Source organism: Curtobacterium sp. PhB136, assembly GCF_004346855.1.
Classification (GTDB): domain Bacteria; phylum Actinomycetota; class Actinomycetes; order Actinomycetales; family Microbacteriaceae; genus Curtobacterium.
The window spans coordinates 263,062-280,987 of sequence record NZ_SMGH01000007.1 but is presented as its reverse complement, the minus strand read 5'-3'; the positions used below and the strand labels follow the sequence as shown (position 1 = coordinate 280,987).

Annotated in this window: 15 protein-coding genes; 14 read left to right on the top strand and 1 reads right to left on the bottom strand. The window is 71.1% G+C overall.

The window, feature by feature from the left end; genetic code table 11:
• Positions 1 to 43: 43 nt before the first annotated feature.
• Positions 44 to 376, top strand: coding sequence for an Rv2175c family DNA-binding protein (locus tag EDF27_RS13305; protein ID WP_123653067.1), 333 nt, complete (start codon positions 44 to 46; stop codon positions 374 to 376).
• Between the two features lie 126 nt (positions 377 to 502).
• On the opposite strand, the gene EDF27_RS13300 is transcribed toward EDF27_RS13305, so the two are convergent.
• Positions 503 to 1,621: a polyprenyl synthetase family protein gene (locus EDF27_RS13300; protein WP_123653068.1), complete on the bottom strand. Its 1,119-nt coding sequence runs from the start codon at positions 1,619 to 1,621 to the stop codon at positions 503 to 505.
• Positions 1,622 to 1,704: 83 nt separating this feature from the next.
• On the opposite strand from EDF27_RS13300, the gene EDF27_RS13295 reads away from it, so the two are divergent.
• The 13 genes from EDF27_RS13295 (at position 1,705) to EDF27_RS13235 (ending at position 17,771) form a co-directional block, all read left to right on the top strand.
• Positions 1,705 to 2,088, top strand: a complete 384-nt coding sequence (locus EDF27_RS13295; protein ID WP_123653069.1) for a DUF3040 domain-containing protein — start codon at positions 1,705 to 1,707, stop codon at positions 2,086 to 2,088.
• 780 nt (positions 2,089 to 2,868) lie between these two features.
• Positions 2,869 to 3,300 (top strand): division/cell wall cluster transcriptional repressor MraZ, encoded by a 432-nt coding sequence (gene mraZ, locus EDF27_RS13290; RefSeq protein WP_123653803.1) that lies wholly within the window; start codon positions 2,869 to 2,871, stop codon positions 3,298 to 3,300.
• Positions 3,301 to 3,406: 106 nt separating this feature from the next.
• Positions 3,407 to 4,396, top strand: coding sequence for a 16S rRNA (cytosine(1402)-N(4))-methyltransferase RsmH (gene rsmH / locus EDF27_RS13285; protein ID WP_123653070.1), 990 nt, complete (start codon positions 3,407 to 3,409; stop codon positions 4,394 to 4,396).
• 1 nt (position 4,397) lies between these two features.
• Positions 4,398 to 5,108, top strand: coding sequence for a hypothetical protein (locus EDF27_RS13280; RefSeq protein ID WP_132049259.1), 711 nt, complete (start codon positions 4,398 to 4,400; stop codon positions 5,106 to 5,108).
• A 49-nt stretch (positions 5,109 to 5,157) separates the two neighbouring features.
• Entirely contained in the window at positions 5,158 to 6,927 is a 1,770-nt protein-coding gene (locus EDF27_RS13275; RefSeq protein WP_243698348.1) for a penicillin-binding protein 2, read from the top strand.
• A 35-nt stretch (positions 6,928 to 6,962) separates the two neighbouring features.
• On the top strand, positions 6,963 to 8,600 hold the full coding sequence (locus EDF27_RS13270) for a UDP-N-acetylmuramoyl-L-alanyl-D-glutamate--2,6-diaminopimelate ligase (RefSeq protein WP_132049257.1): 1,638 nt from the start codon (positions 6,963 to 6,965) through the stop codon (positions 8,598 to 8,600).
• Positions 8,597 to 10,159 (top strand): UDP-N-acetylmuramoyl-tripeptide--D-alanyl-D-alanine ligase, encoded by a 1,563-nt coding sequence (gene murF, locus EDF27_RS13265; RefSeq protein ID WP_132049255.1) that lies wholly within the window; start codon positions 8,597 to 8,599, stop codon positions 10,157 to 10,159. The genes EDF27_RS13270 and murF overlap by 4 nt, the downstream gene beginning before the upstream one ends.
• Positions 10,156 to 11,259, top strand: a complete 1,104-nt coding sequence (mraY, locus tag EDF27_RS13260) for a phospho-N-acetylmuramoyl-pentapeptide-transferase (protein WP_123653074.1) — start codon at positions 10,156 to 10,158, stop codon at positions 11,257 to 11,259. Before murF ends, mraY begins: the two co-directional genes overlap by 4 nt.
• A complete protein-coding gene (gene murD / locus EDF27_RS13255) occupies positions 11,252 to 12,787 on the top strand; it encodes a UDP-N-acetylmuramoyl-L-alanine--D-glutamate ligase (RefSeq protein WP_243698347.1) in 1,536 nt (511 codons plus the stop codon). Before mraY ends, murD begins: the two co-directional genes overlap by 8 nt.
• Positions 12,747 to 14,006 (top strand): putative lipid II flippase FtsW, encoded by a 1,260-nt coding sequence (gene ftsW, locus EDF27_RS13250; protein ID WP_123653076.1) that lies wholly within the window; start codon positions 12,747 to 12,749, stop codon positions 14,004 to 14,006. The genes murD and ftsW overlap by 41 nt, the downstream gene beginning before the upstream one ends.
• Entirely contained in the window at positions 14,003 to 15,178 is a 1,176-nt protein-coding gene (locus tag EDF27_RS13245) for a UDP-N-acetylglucosamine--N-acetylmuramyl-(pentapeptide) pyrophosphoryl-undecaprenol N-acetylglucosamine transferase (protein ID WP_132049251.1), read from the top strand. Before ftsW ends, EDF27_RS13245 begins: the two co-directional genes overlap by 4 nt.
• A complete protein-coding gene (gene murC / locus EDF27_RS13240; RefSeq protein WP_132049249.1) occupies positions 15,175 to 16,596 on the top strand; it encodes a UDP-N-acetylmuramate--L-alanine ligase in 1,422 nt (473 codons plus the stop codon). Before EDF27_RS13245 ends, murC begins: the two co-directional genes overlap by 4 nt.
• The gene (locus EDF27_RS13235) at positions 16,593 to 17,771 is read left to right on the top strand and encodes an FtsQ-type POTRA domain-containing protein (RefSeq protein ID WP_132049246.1); all 1,179 of its coding nucleotides are present in this window, start codon (positions 16,593 to 16,595) and stop codon (positions 17,769 to 17,771) included. The genes murC and EDF27_RS13235 overlap by 4 nt, the downstream gene beginning before the upstream one ends.
• Positions 17,772 to 17,926 lie beyond the last annotated feature (155 nt).

The following is a 17,926-nucleotide window of genomic DNA, read 5'->3' as shown; positions in this document are numbered from 1 at the left end:
CCTCTGGCAACATGGGCGTGTGAGTGCCACACCCACGGATGACATGTCCCTTTCCGAACGCTGGCTGACGGTCCCGGACCTCGTCGACCTCCTCGGCGTGAGCCCCGGCCGCGTCCACCGCCTGTTCGAGCAGCGCACCCTGCTGCCCGCACGCGTCGGTGGCGTGCTGCGGGTCCCGAGCGAGTTCCTCGACGAGGGCGAGCCGCTGCCCGAACTGCGCGGCACGCTCGTCGTGCTCGGCGACAACGGCTTCACCGACGACGAAGCGGTGCGCTGGATGCTCGCGGTCGACGACGTGATCGGCGACTCGCCGATCAACGCGCTGCGCGCCGGCCGCAAGGCCGAGGTGCGCCGCATCGCCCAGTCCCTGCTCTAGGCCCAGTCCCTGCTCTGGCCGGTCCCTGCTCTCGCCGGTCCCGCCCGACGCTCTGGTCGCGGCCGGAGACCGACGGGAGGCCCGGTGCCAGCTGGCACCGGGCCTCCCGTCGGTCTGCGGTTGCGTCTACGCCACGCGACGGCTGACGGTCTCGGCCAGCGACGCGAGCTGCTCGCGCGCCGACGGCGTGAGCGGGGCGGCGTCGAGCGCCGCCTTGGCGCGCTGCACGTGCCGGTCGATCGAGCGCTCCACCGCGGTCACCGCGCCGGACTCGGTGAGGGTGGCCCGGAGCATCTGCACCTGGGCCTCGTCGAGGTCCGGGTCGCCGAGCAGCTCGTCGAGGAGCGCCCGCGAACCACCGGGCAGTGCCTTGCGGGCCGTGGCGATGAGGACGGTGCGCTTGCCTTCGCGGAGGTCGTCACCAGCGGGCTTGCCGGTGACCTCGGGGTCGCCGAACACGCCGAGCATGTCGTCGCGCAGCTGGTAGGCCACGCCGAGGGGGAGGCCGAACGCGCGGAGCCCCTCGAGCTGGGACTCGGACGCGCCGGCGACGAGGGCACCGATGACCAGGGGTGCTTCGACCGAGTACTTCGCCGACTTGAAGACCACGACACGCTGGGCGCGGAGCAGGTGCTCGCTCTCGTCCACGGTCGGCCAGGCCGTCTCCTCGTGGATGTCGAGGTACTGACCGGCGGTGACGTCGAGGCGCATCGCGTGGAACTCCTGGCGGACGATCCGCGCGCGGGCGGGGTCGAGGAGCGCGAGGCCCTCGTCGAAGACCGCGTCGCTCAGCGAGAGCAGCCCGTCGCCGAGGAGCAGTGCGGAGTTGGTCCCGTAGAGGGCACGGTCACCGACCCAGCCGGACTCCTGGTGCTTGGACTCGAAGCGGCGGTGCGCTGCCGGACGCCCGCGGCGGGTGTCCGAGCGGTCCATGATGTCGTCGTGCACGAGGGCTGCCGCGTGGAAGATCTCGAGTGCCGCGGCCACCGTGACGACCGCTTCGGCCGTGGTCTGGCGCGACCCTTCCGCGAGGGGGTCGAACGAGCCCGAACGACCCGCGACGGACTGCCACCCCCAGTAGCAGAACAGGGCCCGGAAGCGCTTGCCGCCGGACAGGAGGTCTCGGGCGAACTCGTCGAACGGAGCCAGGTCCGGACTGATCGCGGCGAGCCGATCGCGCTGCTCGTCGAGCGCCCGATCGATCCGCGCCGAGACGAGGTCCACTAATCGCGTACTCTCAGCCACGATCCCTACCCTAGTGGGTGGCCGAGACATAGAATCGGTCCACCAAATCCACGCGTCGATCCCAGGGACAAGAGGGAATCAAGATGCCACTCTCGGAGCAAGAGCAGCGCCTTCTCGAAGAGATGGAGCGCAGCCTCTATCAGAACGACTCCGACTTCGTGGCGCGCGTCACCCGGCGACAAGGGCGTCCGACGTACACGTCGATCACGCTCGGGGTTCTGGGCGCGCTCGCTGGAGTCGCCGTCGTCATCCTCGGGCTGGTCATCCGCCAGCCCCTGATCGGAGTCCTCGGCTTCGTGGTCATGCTCGCCGGGGTGCTGTTCGCGCTCCGCCCGGGCATGCGCGCGCCGAAGTCCGCCAAGGCACCGCGGGCATCGTCGCCCGGCGGGGCTCGTGGGACCTCCTCCGGTGGCTCGTTCATGGACCGCATGAACGACCGCTGGGACAAGCGGAACGACCCGAGCTAGCTCGCACCACTCCTGAACGGGGTCGGCCCACGCGGGCCGGCCCCGTTCCGCGTGCCCGCCGCGCCGCGCCGCGGCGCGGCGCGCCGCGCCGGCGCCGGCGCCGGCGCCGCGGCCGCGCGCGGGCGCGCGGCCGCCCGCCGCTCGCGTTCCCGTCGGTCGTTTCGCGCGTAGTGAGCTGTTTCGCGCGTAGGGGGTCGGAAGTTTCCACCTCCTACGCGCGAATCGTCTTCTCAGCGCGGGTGTGATGGGAAGGAACGCGCGAGCCGGAGGCTCTGGTCGCGACCGACCGCCGGACTGGAGGCTCGTGGCGGGGTCGCGCCGAGCCTCCAGGCCGGGTGGGGGTTGCGACCGGCGTGTGCTCGTTGCGTCTGCAAGGGGCGACGAGGCCGCTGTCGTACGACAGCGCTTCTGTCGCTGGGCGGCGCTTGCACCTGTTGCGTCTGCAAGGGACGACGAAGTCGTCGTCGTACGACAGCGTGGGTGTCGTTCCGAGTCGTTCCGCCGCGCCCCGCCGCGCACCGCCGCGCAGCAGCCGCGCGCCGCGGCCCCCGCGGCCCCCGCGGCTGCGAAAGTCCTCCACTTTGCTCCACCGCAGCGCTCCGGCCCCGGATCCGCATGGATTCGGGGCTGTTCTGTGTGTGCGGCGCCGTCGGGAGCGCGGGACGCGGCCCCAAAAAGGGTGTCAGGGGCGAATTCGGGTGCGGAACGCTGGGCTGGTGGAGGGAAGTGGAGTACCGTGGGGCTCATCGACAACCGGTGGAGCTGAGGGGAGGCCCCGACGTGCTGCTCGGTACCCATGCCCCGAAGCTCGACGAGAAGGGTCGCGTGATCCTCCCCGCCAAGTTCCGGGACGAACTGTCCGGGGGCCTCGTGATGACCCGCGGGCAGGAACGGTGCGTGGTCGTCTTCAGTGCCCGGACGTTCGAGGAGATCCACGAGCGCATCCGTCAGGCACCGATGACGTCGAAGCGCACCAGGGACTACATGCGCCTGTTCCTCTCGGGGGCCAGCGCAGAGCAGCCCGACAAGCAGAACCGCGTGACGATCCCGCAGAACCTCCGTGAGTACGCGGGGCTCGAGCGGGACCTCACGGTCATCGGCAGCGGTGACCGTGCCGAGATCTGGTCGACCACCGCGTGGGAGGCCTACTACGCCGAAGCCGAAGAGGCATTCGCCGAGAACGACGAGGAGGTGATCCCGGGCATCTTCTGATCCGCGGATCGGGACTCCCAGCCGTCCGCCCTGATGCACCTTCCCCGGTGTCAGGTCGGTATGGATGGGGATCCGGACCCGCGGCCCAGGAGATCGAGGGCTGCACATGGCAGAACAGAACGAACCCCACGAAGAGAACGAACAGCGCGAACCCGAGCGGTTCCCGCACACCCCCGTCATGCTCGAGCGGATCGTGGACCTCTTCACGCCGACGCTCGAGGGCCCGGGCAAGGTCGTGGTCGACGCGACGCTCGGCATGGGCGGCCACTCCGCGGGACTGCTCGAGCGGTTCCCGGAGCTGACGCTCATCGGGCTCGACCGCGACACCGACGCGCTCGGCATCGCGGGGGAGCGGCTCGCCCGCTTCGGTGACCGCGTGCACCTGGTGCACACGGTCTACGACGAGATCGTCGACGCGATCGAGGGTCTGGGCTTCAGCGAGGTCGACGGCGTGCTGTTCGACCTCGGCGTCTCGTCGCTCCAGCTCGACCGGGCCGAGCGCGGCTTCGCCTACAGCCAGGACGCCCCGCTCGACATGCGGATGGACCGGACGCAGGGCATCACCGCGGCCGAGGTCCTCGCCGAGTACGACGAGGGCGAGCTCCGGCGGATCTTCCAGCGCTACGGCGAGGAGAAGCTCGCCGGCCGCTACGCGAAGGCGATCGTCGAGCGTCGGGCGACCACCCCGTTCACGATGTCCGGCGACCTGGTGCAGGTGCTCCACGACGCGACCCCGGTGGCCATCCAGCGCCAGGGCCACCCCGCCAAGCGGGTGTTCCAGGCGCTCCGCATCGAGGTCAACACCGAGCTCAGCGTCCTCGAGCGGGCGATCCCGGCGGCGCTCGACGCCATCGCGGTCGGCGGCCGGATCGTCGTCGAGTCGTACCAGTCGCTCGAGGACCGCATCGTGAAGCGGGCCCTGGTGAAGCGGACCACCTCGAGCGCGCCGGCGGACCTGCCGGTGGAGCTGCCCGAGCACGCCCCCACCTTCTCCCTGGTCGTCAAGGGCGCCGAGCTGGCCGACGAGGCCGAACGCGCCGCGAACCCCCGAGCAACACCCGTGCGACTCCGCGCGGCCGAGCGAATCCGGAAGTGACATGAGCACGAACCTCGCACTCGTCGACCCCGCCGTCGCCCCGTCGCGCGCGCCCCGCCCGTCGCGCGACCGGAACCGCCCGGAGCTCGTCGAGGTCACCCCGACCCGCGCACAGCGCCGCGCACGGCCCCGCATCGCGTACGCCATCGTGGCGGTCGCGGCGCTCGGCCTCCTGCTCCTGGCGCAGCTCGGGATCAGCATGGTGCTCAGCCAGGGCGCGTACCAGCTGAACTCCCTGAGCGCGGAGCAGACGAAGCTCAGCCGCACGCAGCAGTCCCTGTCCGAGGACCTCCGCGTCCTGGACTCGCCGCAAAACCTGGCCCGCAACGCGCAGGCCCTCGGGATGATCGCGAACTCGACGCCGGTGTACCTCGACCCGAAGACCGGCCGCGTGTACGGCACGCCCACCCCGGCGACCCCGGACGAGGCGACGGGCAACACCGCGAACCAGGTCCCGAACTCGCTGCTCGACGACGTCCCCCTGGTCGCGAAGCAGGGTGACACCACCACGAGCAAGGAGAACGGCGCGACGACGGGCACGACGGGCACGGACAAGAGCACGACGAGCACGGACAAGAGCACGACGGACTCGAGCACGTCCACCAAGGACGACTCTGAGAACACGAGCGGGGCCAGCGCGTCGGACACGGGTTCGTCGAAGTCGTCCGTAGAGTCCGACCCGAACCAGCTCCAGGCGCCCTCCACCAGGTGACCTGCGGGTCAGCACTGCCCCCAGCACCACCCGGGAAGGACCGCACCGCGTGACGAGAACGATCCGCAACCGCCGGCTCAGGTACAGCGTCGTGATCATCGCCGTGATCGCCCTCGTGGCGGTCTTCGTGATCCGGCTGGTCGACATCCAGGTCGTGCAGGCCGCGACGCTGAACGAGGCGGCCACCGCCAAGCGCAGCATCCCCGTGACGCTGTACGGCACGCGTGGCTCGATCGTGGACCGGAACGGCACCGAACTGGCCGACAGCGTCACCCGGTACAACATCACGACCGCCCCGCGGCTGGTGAAGGACTTCGAGGGCAAGCTCGGCGGGACCCGCGTCAAGGACGTCACCGTCGAGACCGCCCTCGCCGCGATCGCGAAGGCGTCCGACGGCGACGCGGCAGCGATGCAGAAGGCCATCGAGGCGAACCCGAAGTCCGACTTCGCCTACCTGGTCAAGGGCCTCGACGTGAAGCACTACGAGGCCGTGAAGGCGCTCGACGTCCCGTGGCTCTACCCGCAGCAGCAGTCCGCGCGGACGTACCCGACCGGGGCGACCACGGGCAACCTGACCGGCTTCATGGGCACCGACGGCGCCCAGGCGGGCCTGGAGTACGCGTACGACCAGTGCCTCGCCGGCACGAACGGCTCCGAGACGTACGAGCGCGGTGAGGACGGCGTCCAGCTGCCCGGCAGCACCGTGACGACGAAGGAGGCCAAGGACGGCGGGACGCTGACGACGACGATCGACAGCGACCTGCAGTACATGGCCCAGCAGGACATCGCCGACGCCGCGCAGCAGCTCGGTGCGGTGTCCGCCACGGCGACCGTGACGAAGGTGAAGACCGGCGAGGTCCTCGCGGTCGCGGACTACCCGACGGTGGACCCGAACGACGTCGACGCGACGAAGGACAAGGGGGCGTACGGCTCCCGCGCGCTCGCCGACACGTACGAACCCGGGTCGACGATCAAGGCGGCCATCGCGGCGGCGTTGATCGACCAGGGCAAGGCGACCCCGACCACCGGCGTCGTCGTGCCGTACTCGCGCACGTTCCCCTGGGGCGGCACGATCCACGACTCGGAGTTCCACGCGACCGAGAACCTGACGCTGACCGGCATCCTGCGGGACTCCTCGAACGTCGGCATCACCGAGCTCGGCGCCCGCCTGACCGAGCAGCAGCGCTACGACGTGATGAAGAAGTTCGGGCTGTTCCAGCCGGAGTCGGCGATCGACTACCCGGGGCAGCCGGGCATGCAGTACGGCTCCACGCCGGACTGGGACCAGCAGACGGACATCAACTCGATGTTCGGGCAGGGCATCTCGACGACGGCGATGCAGGTCGCGAGCATCTACCAGACCATCGCGAACGACGGGGTCCGGATCCCGCTGCACTTCGTGAAGGGCTGCACGACGGCCGACGGCAAGACCATCGACGCGCCCGACGTGCAGAGTGAGCGCGTGGTCTCCGCCAGCGCCGCCACGCAGGTCACCGACATGCTCCAGAGCGTCGTCACGGGCGGCACGCTGGTCGGCATGAAGCCGATCTCGGGCTACAACATCGCCGCGAAGACGGGTACCGCCGAGGTCGCGGAGGGCTCGAAGGGCTACGGCTCGGAGCGCATCACCTCGGTGGCCGGAATGGCACCCGCCGAGGACCCCCAGTATGTTGTCACGGTGACGTTCACGAAGCCGCAGACCAACAAGTGGTCGAGCGGAGCGGCTCCGGCGTTCCGCACACTCATGTCCCAGGTGCTCGAGAAGTACCGCGTTGCCCCCTCCACGACCCAGGCGAAGACCTACCCGTCGACGTGGTAGACCAGACCGTCCCCGTGGTGAGGAAGAAGGAGCACTTGTCCGCACGGATCCCCCCGGTCCTCCGGCCCGAACACCCGACCCCGAGGGCCCTCGCCGAACTGGCCAACGCCTTCGGTCTGCGGGTCGTCGGTTCGCTCGACGGCGTCGAGACGACCGGCGTCACGCTGAGCGCGGCCGAGGTCGCGCCGGGTGACGTCTTCGTCGGCGTGCACGGTGCGAACCGGCACGGCGCGGAGTTCGCCGCGGACGCCGCCGAGCGCGGTGCCGTCGCGGTGCTGACCGACGATGCCGGCGTGGCGCTGGCCGAACCGTCCGGCCTGCCGGTGCTCGTCGTCGACGACCCCCGCGCGGCGCTCGGCGACGTGTCGGCATGGGTCTACCGGACGCACCCGGACGAGGCGACCGACCTCCCGCAGCTCTTCGCGGTGACGGGCACGAACGGCAAGACCAGCACGTCGTACATCCTCGAGGGCATCCTCAAGCAGCTCGGCCTGGTCACTGGCCTCAGCTCGACCGCGGAGCGCCACATCGGCTCGCTCAGCGTCACGAGCCGCCTGACCACGCCCGAAGCGAGCGAGATGCACGCGCTCCTGGCCCGGATGCGCGAGAGCGAGGTCCGCGCCGTCGCCGTCGAGGTGAGCGCCCAGGCCCTCAGCCGCCACCGTGTCGACGGCATCGTCTTCGACGTGGTCGCGTTCACGAACCTCAGCCACGACCACCTCGACGACTACGCCGACATGGAGGAGTACTTCCAGGCGAAGCTGCCGCTGTTCCAGCCGGAGCACGGCCGCCGCGGCGTCGTCTCGCTCGACTCCGAGTGGGGTCACCGCGTCGTCGAGGACTCCCGCATCCCGGTGACCACCATCACGGTGCACCCGGACGTCGAGGCGGAGTGGCACGTCGACATCGTCGAGGCCCACGCCGCGTACACCGAGTTCCGGCTCACCGGCCCCGAGGGTCGCGAGCTCACAACCCGTGTGCCGCTCATCGGCTGGCACATGGCCGCGAACGCCGCGCTGGCGATCGTGATGCTGGTGGAGGGCGGCTTCGAGCTCGGCGCCATCGCGCACGCGCTCGAGAGCAACCACCGCCGCTACCCCGACGAGCGGAACGACGAGCAGGACGGCGCGACCGTCTCCGCCATCGAGTGCTACCTCCCCGGCCGCACCGAGCGCGTCTCCGGCGATCGTGGCCCGAGCGTCTACGTCGACTTCGGCCACAGCCCCGACGCCTTCCTCAACACCCTCGCCGCGGTGCGCCAGTTCACCCCCGGCAAGGTCGTGATGCTGTTCGGCGCCGACGGCGACCGTGACAAGACCAAGCGCGGCGACATGGCCCGCGTGGCCGCCGAGGGGTCCGACATCCTCGTCGTCACCGACCACCACCCGCGCTTCGAGGACGCCGCGTCGATCCGGAAGACCCTGGTCGACGCCGCGCGCGACGCCTTCCCCGAGCACGAGATCCACGAGGTCACCCCGCCGGAGGCCGCGATCCGCACCGCCGTCGGACTCGTCGGCGAGGGCGACTCGATCCTCTGGGCCGGCCCCGGCCACCAGGACTACCGCGACATCCAGGGTGTCCGGACCCCGTACTCCGCCCGCGACGAGGCCCGTGCGGCACTCCGCGAGGCCGGCTGGGAGCCGAACGCCGGCCCGGTGGAGGAAGCGCGATGATCGCCCTCTCCCTCGCCGAGATCGCCGCCGCGGTCGACGGCGAGCTCGTCCGCGGTGCCGCCGAGACGGTCGTCGACGGCTCCGTCGAGACCGACTCCCGCCTGGTCGGCCCCGGCAGTGTGTTCTTCGCGCTCCTCGGTGAGGAGACCGACGGGCACCGCTTCGTCCCGGCCGCGGCCGAGTCCGGTGCGGCGCTGGTGATCACCGAGCACGAGACGGACATCTCGGGGGACACCGCGCAGATCGTCGTCGCGGACGGCTACGCGGCGCTCGCTGCCCTGGCCCACGAGGTCGTCGCCCGCGTCCGTGCCTCCAGCGCCGAGCGCACCGCGGCCGACGGCAGCCCGGCACCGCTCCGCGTCGTCGGCATCACCGGCTCGAACGGCAAGACGAGCACGAAGAACATGCTCCGCACGATCCTGTCCGCGCACGGCGAGACCGTCGCGCCGGAGGGCTCGTTCAACAACCACGTCGGCGCCCCGATCTCGATGCTGCGGATCACGCACGACACCCGCTACCTCGTCGTCGAGATGGGCGCGAGCGGCGTCGGCCACATCGCCAAGCTCGTGCGCATCGCCGAGCCCGACACCGGCGTCGTCCTCAAGGTGGGCCTCGCGCACGCCGGCGAGTTCGGCGGCATCGAGGCGACGCAGCGCGCGAAGTCCGAGATGGTCACCGACCTGCCGGCCACCGCGACCGCCCTCCTCAACGTCGACGACGACCGCGTCGCGGCGATGCGCGACCTGACGGCCGCCGAGGTCGTCGGCTTCGGCACGTCCGACCAGGCGGACTACCGCCTGTCCGGTGTGTCCACGGACCGTGACGGCACCCGTTTCACCCTCACCGCGCCTCCCGTCCGGACCGTCGGTGACCACCCGACGGAAAGCGACCGATCTGGGCCCACGCCGCCGGTTCCGGATCGACGCGCCAGCGGCGAGTCGGCCGTGCCGGTGGGGAGAGGCTCGGCAAGCGCACCCGAGACCGTCGACGTCCGCCTCGCCATCCTCGGCGAGCACCACGCGATGAACGCGACGGCCGCGCTGGCCGTCGCGCACCGCTGGGGCGTCCCGCTCGCGGACGGCGCCGCCGCGCTCGCGTCGATGACGCGCGCCGAGCGCTGGCGCATGGAGCTGCTCCAGGGCGGCCCCGAGGGCGTCACCGTCATCAACGACGCGTACAACGCCTCGCCCGACTCGATGTCGGCCGCGCTCCGCACCCTGGCGCAGATCGTGCGTCCGGGGGAGCGGACCATCGCCGTGCTCGGCGAGATGGCCGAGCTCGGGGAGTTCTCCGTCGAGGAGCACGACCGCATCGGTCGTCTCGTCGTCCGTCTCGGTGTCGGTCAGCTCGTGGCCGTCGGCCGCGGCGCGATGCCGATCCACCAGGCCGCCACCCTCGAGGGATCGTGGGACGGCGAGTCCGTGTTCATCGAGGACGTCGACGACGCCGTCCACGCCCTGCAGGAGATGGTCCGCCCCGGCGACGTCGTCCTCGTCAAGTCCTCGAAGTCGGCCGGGCTGCGATTCCTCGGCGACCGCCTCGGAGGTGTCTCCGCATGATCGCCCTGCTCATCGCCGGCGCGGTGTCGCTGGTGTTCACACTGCTGCTCACGCCGTTGTTCATCCGGCTGTTCCACCGGCTCGGCTGGGGACAGTTCATCCGTGACGACGGTCCGCAGTCGCACCACACCAAGCGCGGCACCGCGACCATGGGCGGCATCGTCCTGATCCTCGGCACGGTGATCGGCTACTTCGTCGGGCACCTCGTCGGCGGGGACTCCATCACGCTGTCCGGTGTGCTCGTGCTCTTCCTGATGGTCGGGCTCGGGTTCGTCGGCTTCGTCGACGACTTCCTCAAGGTGCGGCGCCAGCGGAGCCTCGGGCTCGGCGGGTGGGCGAAGATCCTCGGCCAGGTCATCGTCGGCGTGATCTTCGCGACCATCGCCCTCGTCGTGCCGACCTCGACGGGCAAGCCCCCGGCGTCCACGATGATCTCCGCCATCCGGGACATCCCGTGGCTCGACTTCATGGCGCTCGGCACGGTCATCGGGACGATCCTGTTCCTGGCCTGGATCGTGCTGCTGACGGTCTCGACGTCGAACGGCGTGAACGTGGCGGACGGCCTCGACGGCCTCGCGACCGGGTCGAGCATCCTGGCGATCGGCTCCTACGTCATCATCGGCTTCTGGCAGTCGAACCAGATCTGCGGCGGTGCCCGGCTCGACGCCAGCACCGAGCACGCCTGCTACACGGTGACGAACCCGCTCGACCTGGCGGTCGTCGCGGCCGCGGTGTGCGGTGGTCTGATCGGCTTCCTCTGGTACAACACGTCGCCGGCGCAGATCTTCCTCGGTGACACCGGCTCGCTCGGCCTCGGCGGCGCGCTCGCGGGTCTCGCGATCCTCAGCCGCACCGAGCTGCTGCTCGTCCTCATCGGCGGCCTGTTCTTCATCGTCACCGGCTCGGTCATCCTGCAGCGGGCGTACTTCAAGATCACCCACGGCAAGCGCATCTTCCGGATGAGTCCGCTGCACCACCACTTCGAGCTCAAGGGCTGGGCCGAGGTCACCGTCGTCGTGCGGTTCTGGATCATCGCCGGGCTCTGCGTCGCAGCGGGTGTCGGACTCTTCTACCTCGAATGGATCGCGCGCGTTGGCTGATCGTCTGCAGGGCCTCGACAGCTGGTACTCGGACGGCTGGAAGGGCCTCGACGTCGCCGTGCTCGGGCTCGGTGCGACCGGGTTCTCCGTCGCCGACACCCTCGTCGAGCTCGGCAGCAGCGTCACCGTGTACTCCACGGACGCCCCCGCGGACAGTGTCGAGCTCCTCGAGGTCATCGGCGCCCGGTTCGTGCAGACCCCGCTCGACAGCGTCCCCGCGGCGCTGCAGGAGCAGGCGCCCGACGTCGTCATCGTGTCGCCGGGGCTCCCGCCGCACAACGCGACCGTGCAGTGGTCCGTGGCGAACAGCACCGTCTGGGGCGACATCGAGCTCGCCTGGCGCGTGCGCGACAAGGTCGTCCGTGGCCCGGTCGCCGCACCCTGGGTGACGATCACCGGCACGAACGGCAAGACCACCACCACGCAGCTCACCACCGCGATGTACGAGGCCGAGGGGCTCCGCGCCGTGGCATGCGGCAACATCGGCGTGCCGGTGCTCGACGTCGTCCGCGACCCGGACGGCTTCGACGTCCTCGTCGTCGAGCTCTCCAGCCACCAGCTCCACTACATGGCGGACTCCGGCGACGGGGCGGTGCTGCCGCTCGCGTCGGCGTGCCTGAACATCGCCGACGACCACCTCGAGTGGCACGGCTCCGCCGCGGCGTACCGGGCCGCGAAGGCCAAGGTCTACGAGCGCACCGTGCTCGCGTGCGTCTACAACGTCACCGACGAGGTCACCCGCGCCATGGTCGAGGACGCCGACGTCGTCGAGGGCTGCCGCGCCGTCGGCTTCACCCCGGGCATCCCGGGCCCCGGCGAGGTGGGGGTCGTCGAGGACGTCCTCTGCGACCGCGCGTTCACCGAGGACCGCCGGAACTCGGCGCTCGAGCTCGCGACGCACGCCGACCTCGAGCAGGCCGGTCTCGCCAGCCCGCACATGACGATGAACGTGCTCGCCGCGGCCGCCCTCGCGCGTGCCGGCGCCGTCCGACCGAGCTCGATCCAGAGCGCGGTGCAGGCCTTCCGCGCCGACCACCACCGCACCGAACTGGTCGCGACCGGCGTCGACGGCATCACCTGGGTGGACGACTCGAAGGCCACGAACCCGCACGCGGCGACGGCATCGCTGTCCGCGTTCGGGTCCGTCGTGTGGATCGTCGGCGGCCAGTTCAAGGGCGTCGACATCGACGGCCTCGTCGAGCGCTTCGGGCCGACCGCCCGCGGCGTCGTCGTGATCGGCACCGACCGGACCCCCGTCCTGGAGGCATTCGGACGACACGCGCCCGCGGTGCCGGTGCTGCAGGTCGAAGCATCGGACACTGATCAGGTCATGCCCGAGGCGGTCCGGCATGCCGCTTCGGTCGCGAGACCGGGCGACACGGTCCTCCTCGCCCCCGCTGCCGCGTCGTTCGACCAGTTCGGCTCCTACGCGGACCGGGGCGAGCGTTTCGCGGCGGCGGTCCACGAGCACCTGGGAGGCAACGCCGATGGCGACGACACCGACGGACCTTCCGACGAACGCCCGTAGCGCGCGCGTCCAGGGGGCTGCGCGCCGGCCGAACGGTGCGGTCGTCGCGGTGAAGAACGTCTTCGTCGCCGAGTCGAGCACGTTCTACACGATCCTCGGCGTGACGCTGTTCCTCGTCGTCTTCGGCGTCGTGATGGTGCTCTCGTCGTCGAGCGTCGAGCAGTACGCGGCGACGCACGACTTCTTCGGCGCGTTCACGCGTCAGGGGCTGTACGCGATCATCGGCATCCCGCTGATGCTCATCGCGAGCCGCTTCCGGGTCGCGACCTGGCGGAAGTACGCCAGGTGGATCATCGTGATCGGCCTGCTCGTCCAGGCGCTCGTCGTGCTGACGCCGCTCGGCTACTCGATCCAGGGCAACCGGAACTGGATCAAGCTCGGGACGTTCACCGCGCAGCCCTCCGAGATCCTCAAGCTCGCGCTGGTGCTCGGCATCGGCACGATCGTCTACCAGAAGCGCAACAAGCTCGACGACTGGAAGCAGATCCTCATCCCGATCGGCCTCGTCACGGCCGCCTCGATCGGCCTCGTGCTGTTCGGTGGCGACCAGGGCACCGCGATGGTGATGATGATCCTGGTCTTCGGCGCGATGTTCGTCGGCGGCATCCGTCTGCGGCACCTCGGCATCGTGGTCGGCGCGGTCCTCGTGCTGCTGCCGTTCGTGACGATGGCCTCGAGCTCCCGGTCGTCCCGCATCAGCGCCTGGCTCTCCGGCTGCACGGACACCAGCCAGTACCAGGACCTCTGCTGGCAGCCGGTCCACGGCATGTGGGCGCTGGCATCCGGCGGCGTGTTCGGCGTCGGGCTCGGCAACTCGAAGGCGAAGTGGTCGTGGCTGCCCGAGGCGGACAACGACTACATCTTCGCGATCATCGGCGAGGAGCTCGGCCTCATCGGCGCGGTCGTCGTCCTCGCCCTGTTCGTCGTGCTCGCGATCAGCATGGTCCGGATCATCCGCCTCTCCGACGACGCGTTCGTCCGGACGGTCACCGGCGGCGTGCTGGCGTGGATCATCGGCCAGGCGCTCGTGAACATCGGCGTCGTCCTCGGCCTGCTCCCGGTGCTCGGCGTCCCACTCCCACTCATCTCGGCAGGTGGTTCGGCGCTCATCATGACCCTCGTCGCGATCGGCGTGGTGCTGTCCTTCGCCCGCGAACTGCCCGGCAAGGCGGAGCTCTCGAACCGCGACCTGCCCCGAACGAACGGAGCGCTCCGGTGAGCACCTACCTCTTCGCCGGCGGCGGCACCGCCGGCCACGTCAACCCCCTGCTCGCCGTCGCCGACCGGCTGACCGAGCGTTCCCCGGAGGACACCGTCATCGTCCTCGGCACCGCAGAGGGCCTGGAGTCCCGCCTCGTCCCGATGCGCGGGTACGAGCTGCTGACGATCCCGCGCCTGCCGTTCCCGCGGAAGCCGAACGCCGCAGCCCTGCGGTTCCCCGGCGCCTTCTGGCGTGCGGTCAAGCGCACCGAGCAGATCATCCGCGAGCGGGACGTCGACGTCGTCCTCGGCGTCGGCGGGTACGCGTCCGCGCCCGCCTACATCGCGGCGAAGCGCACCGGCACGCCGATCGTCGTGCACGAGCAGAATGCCAAGCCGGGTCTGGCGAACCGGCTCGCCGCGTTCCTGACGAGCCACGTCGGCGTGACGTTCTCGAACACTCGCCTACGGCACTCCCGCGTCGTCGGGATGCCGCTCCGCCGGGAGATCGAGTCGCTCGACCGCCGCGCCAGCCGCGCGGAGGGGCTCGCCGAGTTCGGGCTCGACCCCGCCCGCCCGGTGCTGCTCGTCACGGGCGGGTCGTCCGGTGCGCGGAGCATCAACACCACGATCAACCGCTCGGCGGCGACCATCGTCGGTGCCGGCTGGCAGGTCCTGCACGTCGTGGGCGGCAAGTCCGAGATCGGCCCGAGCGACCTCGACGGCTACACCGTGCTGCCGTACTGCGACCGGATGGACCTGGCGTACGCGGCCTCGGACTTCGTCGTCTCGCGCTCCGGCGCCGGCATGGTCTGCGAGCTCACCGCCGTCGGGCTGCCGAGCGTCCTGGTGCCGTACCCTGTCGGCAACGGCGAGCAGCGGCACAACGCCCGCGACGTCGTCGGCGCCGGGGGAGCGGTCCTCGTCGCGGACCAGGAATTCGACCAGGACTGGGTGACGTTCCAGCTGCTGGGCATCCTGCAGGACCGGGCCCGCATCGCGAGCATGGCGGTCCGTTCCGGCAGCGTCGGCCACCGCGACGGCGCCGACCGGATGACCGACCTGGCCCTCGACGCCGCGCGTGAGCGCGGCACCGGCAGCACCGGCGGCACGAACGGCACCAGCACCGGCAACACCGGCGGAACGAACGGCACCAGCACCAGCAGCACCGGCACCACGGAGGAACCATGACCATCAAGCCGGACCTGACCCAGCCGATCCCGGACGACCTCGGCACGGTCCACTTCGTCGGCATCGGCGGCTCCGGCATGAGCGGCATCGCCCGGATGTTCCTCGCCGCCGGTCACACCGTCACGGGCAGCGACTCCCGCGAGACCGCGACGACCGGCCGGATGCGCGAGCTCGGTGCCGAGGTGCACATCGGCCACGACGCGAGCAACGTCGGCGCCGCGGACACGATCGTCGTCACGAGCGCCCTCTGGCCGGACAACCCCGAACTCCTCGAGGCCCAGCGCCGCGGTCTGCCGGTCCTGCACCGCTCCCAGGCCCTGGCCGCGCTGATCGCCGAGCACCGCCTCGTCGCGGTCGCCGGCGCGCACGGCAAGACCACCTCGACCGGCATGATCGTCACCGCGATGGTCGAGCTCGGCCTCGACCCGAGCTTCGTCAACGGCGGCGTGATCCAGTCGCTCGGCACCAGCTCGGCCCCGGGGAAGAGCGACCTCTTCGTGGTCGAGGCCGACGAGTCCGACGGCTCCTTCCTGCTCTACGACGTCGCCGTCGCGCTCATCACGAACGTCGACGCCGACCACCTCGACCACTACGGCAGCGAGGACGCCTTCATCGACGCCTTCGTCGAGTTCGCCGCGAAGGCGAGCGAGCGCGTGGTCGTCTCGAGCGACGACGCCGGCGCCAAGCGCGTGACGGCGGGCGTCCGAGCCCTCGAGCACGCCCCCGAGATCGTCACGTTCGGGGAGGCCGTCGACGCCGACATCCGCATCGAGCGCATCGTCGAGTCCGCCGGCGTCGAGGTCGACTTCCGCGCTGCGGGCGAGGCGCACCACATCACGCTCCGCGTCCCCGGCCGCCACAACGCGATCAACGCGGTCGGCGCGTTCGCGGTCCTCACCGGACTCGGTGTCGCACCGGCCGACGCGATCCGCGGCATCGAGGCCTTCGGCGGCACCGAGCGCCGCTTCGAGCTGCACGGTGTCGAGCGCGGCGTGTCGGTCTACGACGACTACGCCCACCACCCGACCGAGGTCGCGGCGGCCCTCAAGGCAGCCCGCAACGTCGTCGGCGACGGCCGGATCATCGCGATCCACCAGCCGCACCTGTACTCCCGCACCCGGATGATGGCCGGCGACTTCGCCAAGGTCTACGAGGACCTCGCCGACCACACGGTCGTGCTCGACGTCTACGGCGCACGCGAGGACCCGGAGCCCGGCGTCACCGGCGCCCTCGTCCAGGAGCGCTTCCACGACCAGTCGCACGTCGACTACCTGCCGGACTGGGCCGATGCGTCGGCTCGTGCCGCAGCGGTCGCGCGTGACGGCGACATCATCATGACCCTCAGCTGCGGCGACGTGTACCGGATCATCCCGCAGGTGCTGGCCGCGCTGCAGACCGACGAGGCAACGTCCCGGTGAAGCGTCCCGAGGGCTTCGACGAGCGACCGGCGCAGCCGGCCGCCGGCGTCGAGGGCGAGCGCGCACCGCGTGAGCGACGTGCACCGCGGATCCCGCGGTTGCCCCGCAGGCGCGGGGCCGGGGCGGACGACGGCCGGGAGGCACGGGTCGCCCCGGAGACGCCGGCTGCGGCTCAAGGGCCGGTCGCGTCACCCGTGTCCCGTCCCGCGGGTGGGCTGCCGGACCTGCCCGAGGTCAGCGAGACCGGGTCCGTCCGGACCGACCACGGCCCTGGGACCGACCACGACGCGGCCGCGACCGACGTCGTCGACCTGCTCACCGCCTCCAGGCCGGCCGAGTCGGCGGACGCGACGGACGACCACGAGGCGCCCATCGGTGCCGGGGTCCGCGCCGCGGAGACCGCCCGCGACGCCCGCGTCGCCCGCAAGCGGCGCAAGCTCCTCGAGCGTGCCGAGGTCCGGCGGTTCACCCGCCGCTCCCGGCACCGCCGCGCCGCGTGGGTGACCGCCGGTGGTGTGGTCATCGTGCTCGGCGTGTCGATCCTCGTCGCGGTGTACTCGCCGCTGATGGCGCTCCGGACGATCGAGATCAAGGGCACCAGCCGGGTCGACGACGCCGCGCTCCGCCAGGCGCTCTCCGAGCAGATCGGGACGCCGCTCGCGCGCCTCGACTTCGGTGCGATCAAGAAGGACATCGCCGGCTTCCCGCTCATCGAGAGCTACGTGACCGAGGAAGAGCCGCCGAACACGCTCGTCGTGACCGTCACCGAGCGGACGCCGGTCGTCGCCGTGAAGACCGGGAAGACGTTCGACCTCGTCGACCCCGCGGGGATCGTCGTGCAGTCCGCGCCGAAGCAGCCGGACACGATGCCGCTCGCCGACATCGGGTCGGCGAAGCTCGGGTCCTCCGTGTTCCGGACGATGACCGAGGTGGTGCTGGCGCTGCCCTCCACCGTGCGGGCGCAGGTGTCGGGCGTGTCCGCGTCGACCGCGGACGACGTGACGCTCACCATGAAGGACGGCTCCCGGGTCGTCTGGGGGAGCCCGGACGACTCCGACGCGAAGGCAGCGCTCCTCGACGCCCTCGTGAAGGACCACGCGTCCCGCGACCCGAAGACCGCGGTGGAGTACGACGTCTCCGCCCCGGACAACGGCATCATCCGCGCCCAGTCCTGACGCGCCTCCTCCCGACGCACCCTGCGCCGAGCGGGGGAGAATTGCGGGGCGGGTTCGCGACACGCGGCGTGGCGGGGCGACACCGCGGCGAGCACCCCCGTAGCGTCGATGCAAGCACCACACCTAGCAGCAAAGACCCTGAACTTCAAGTAAAG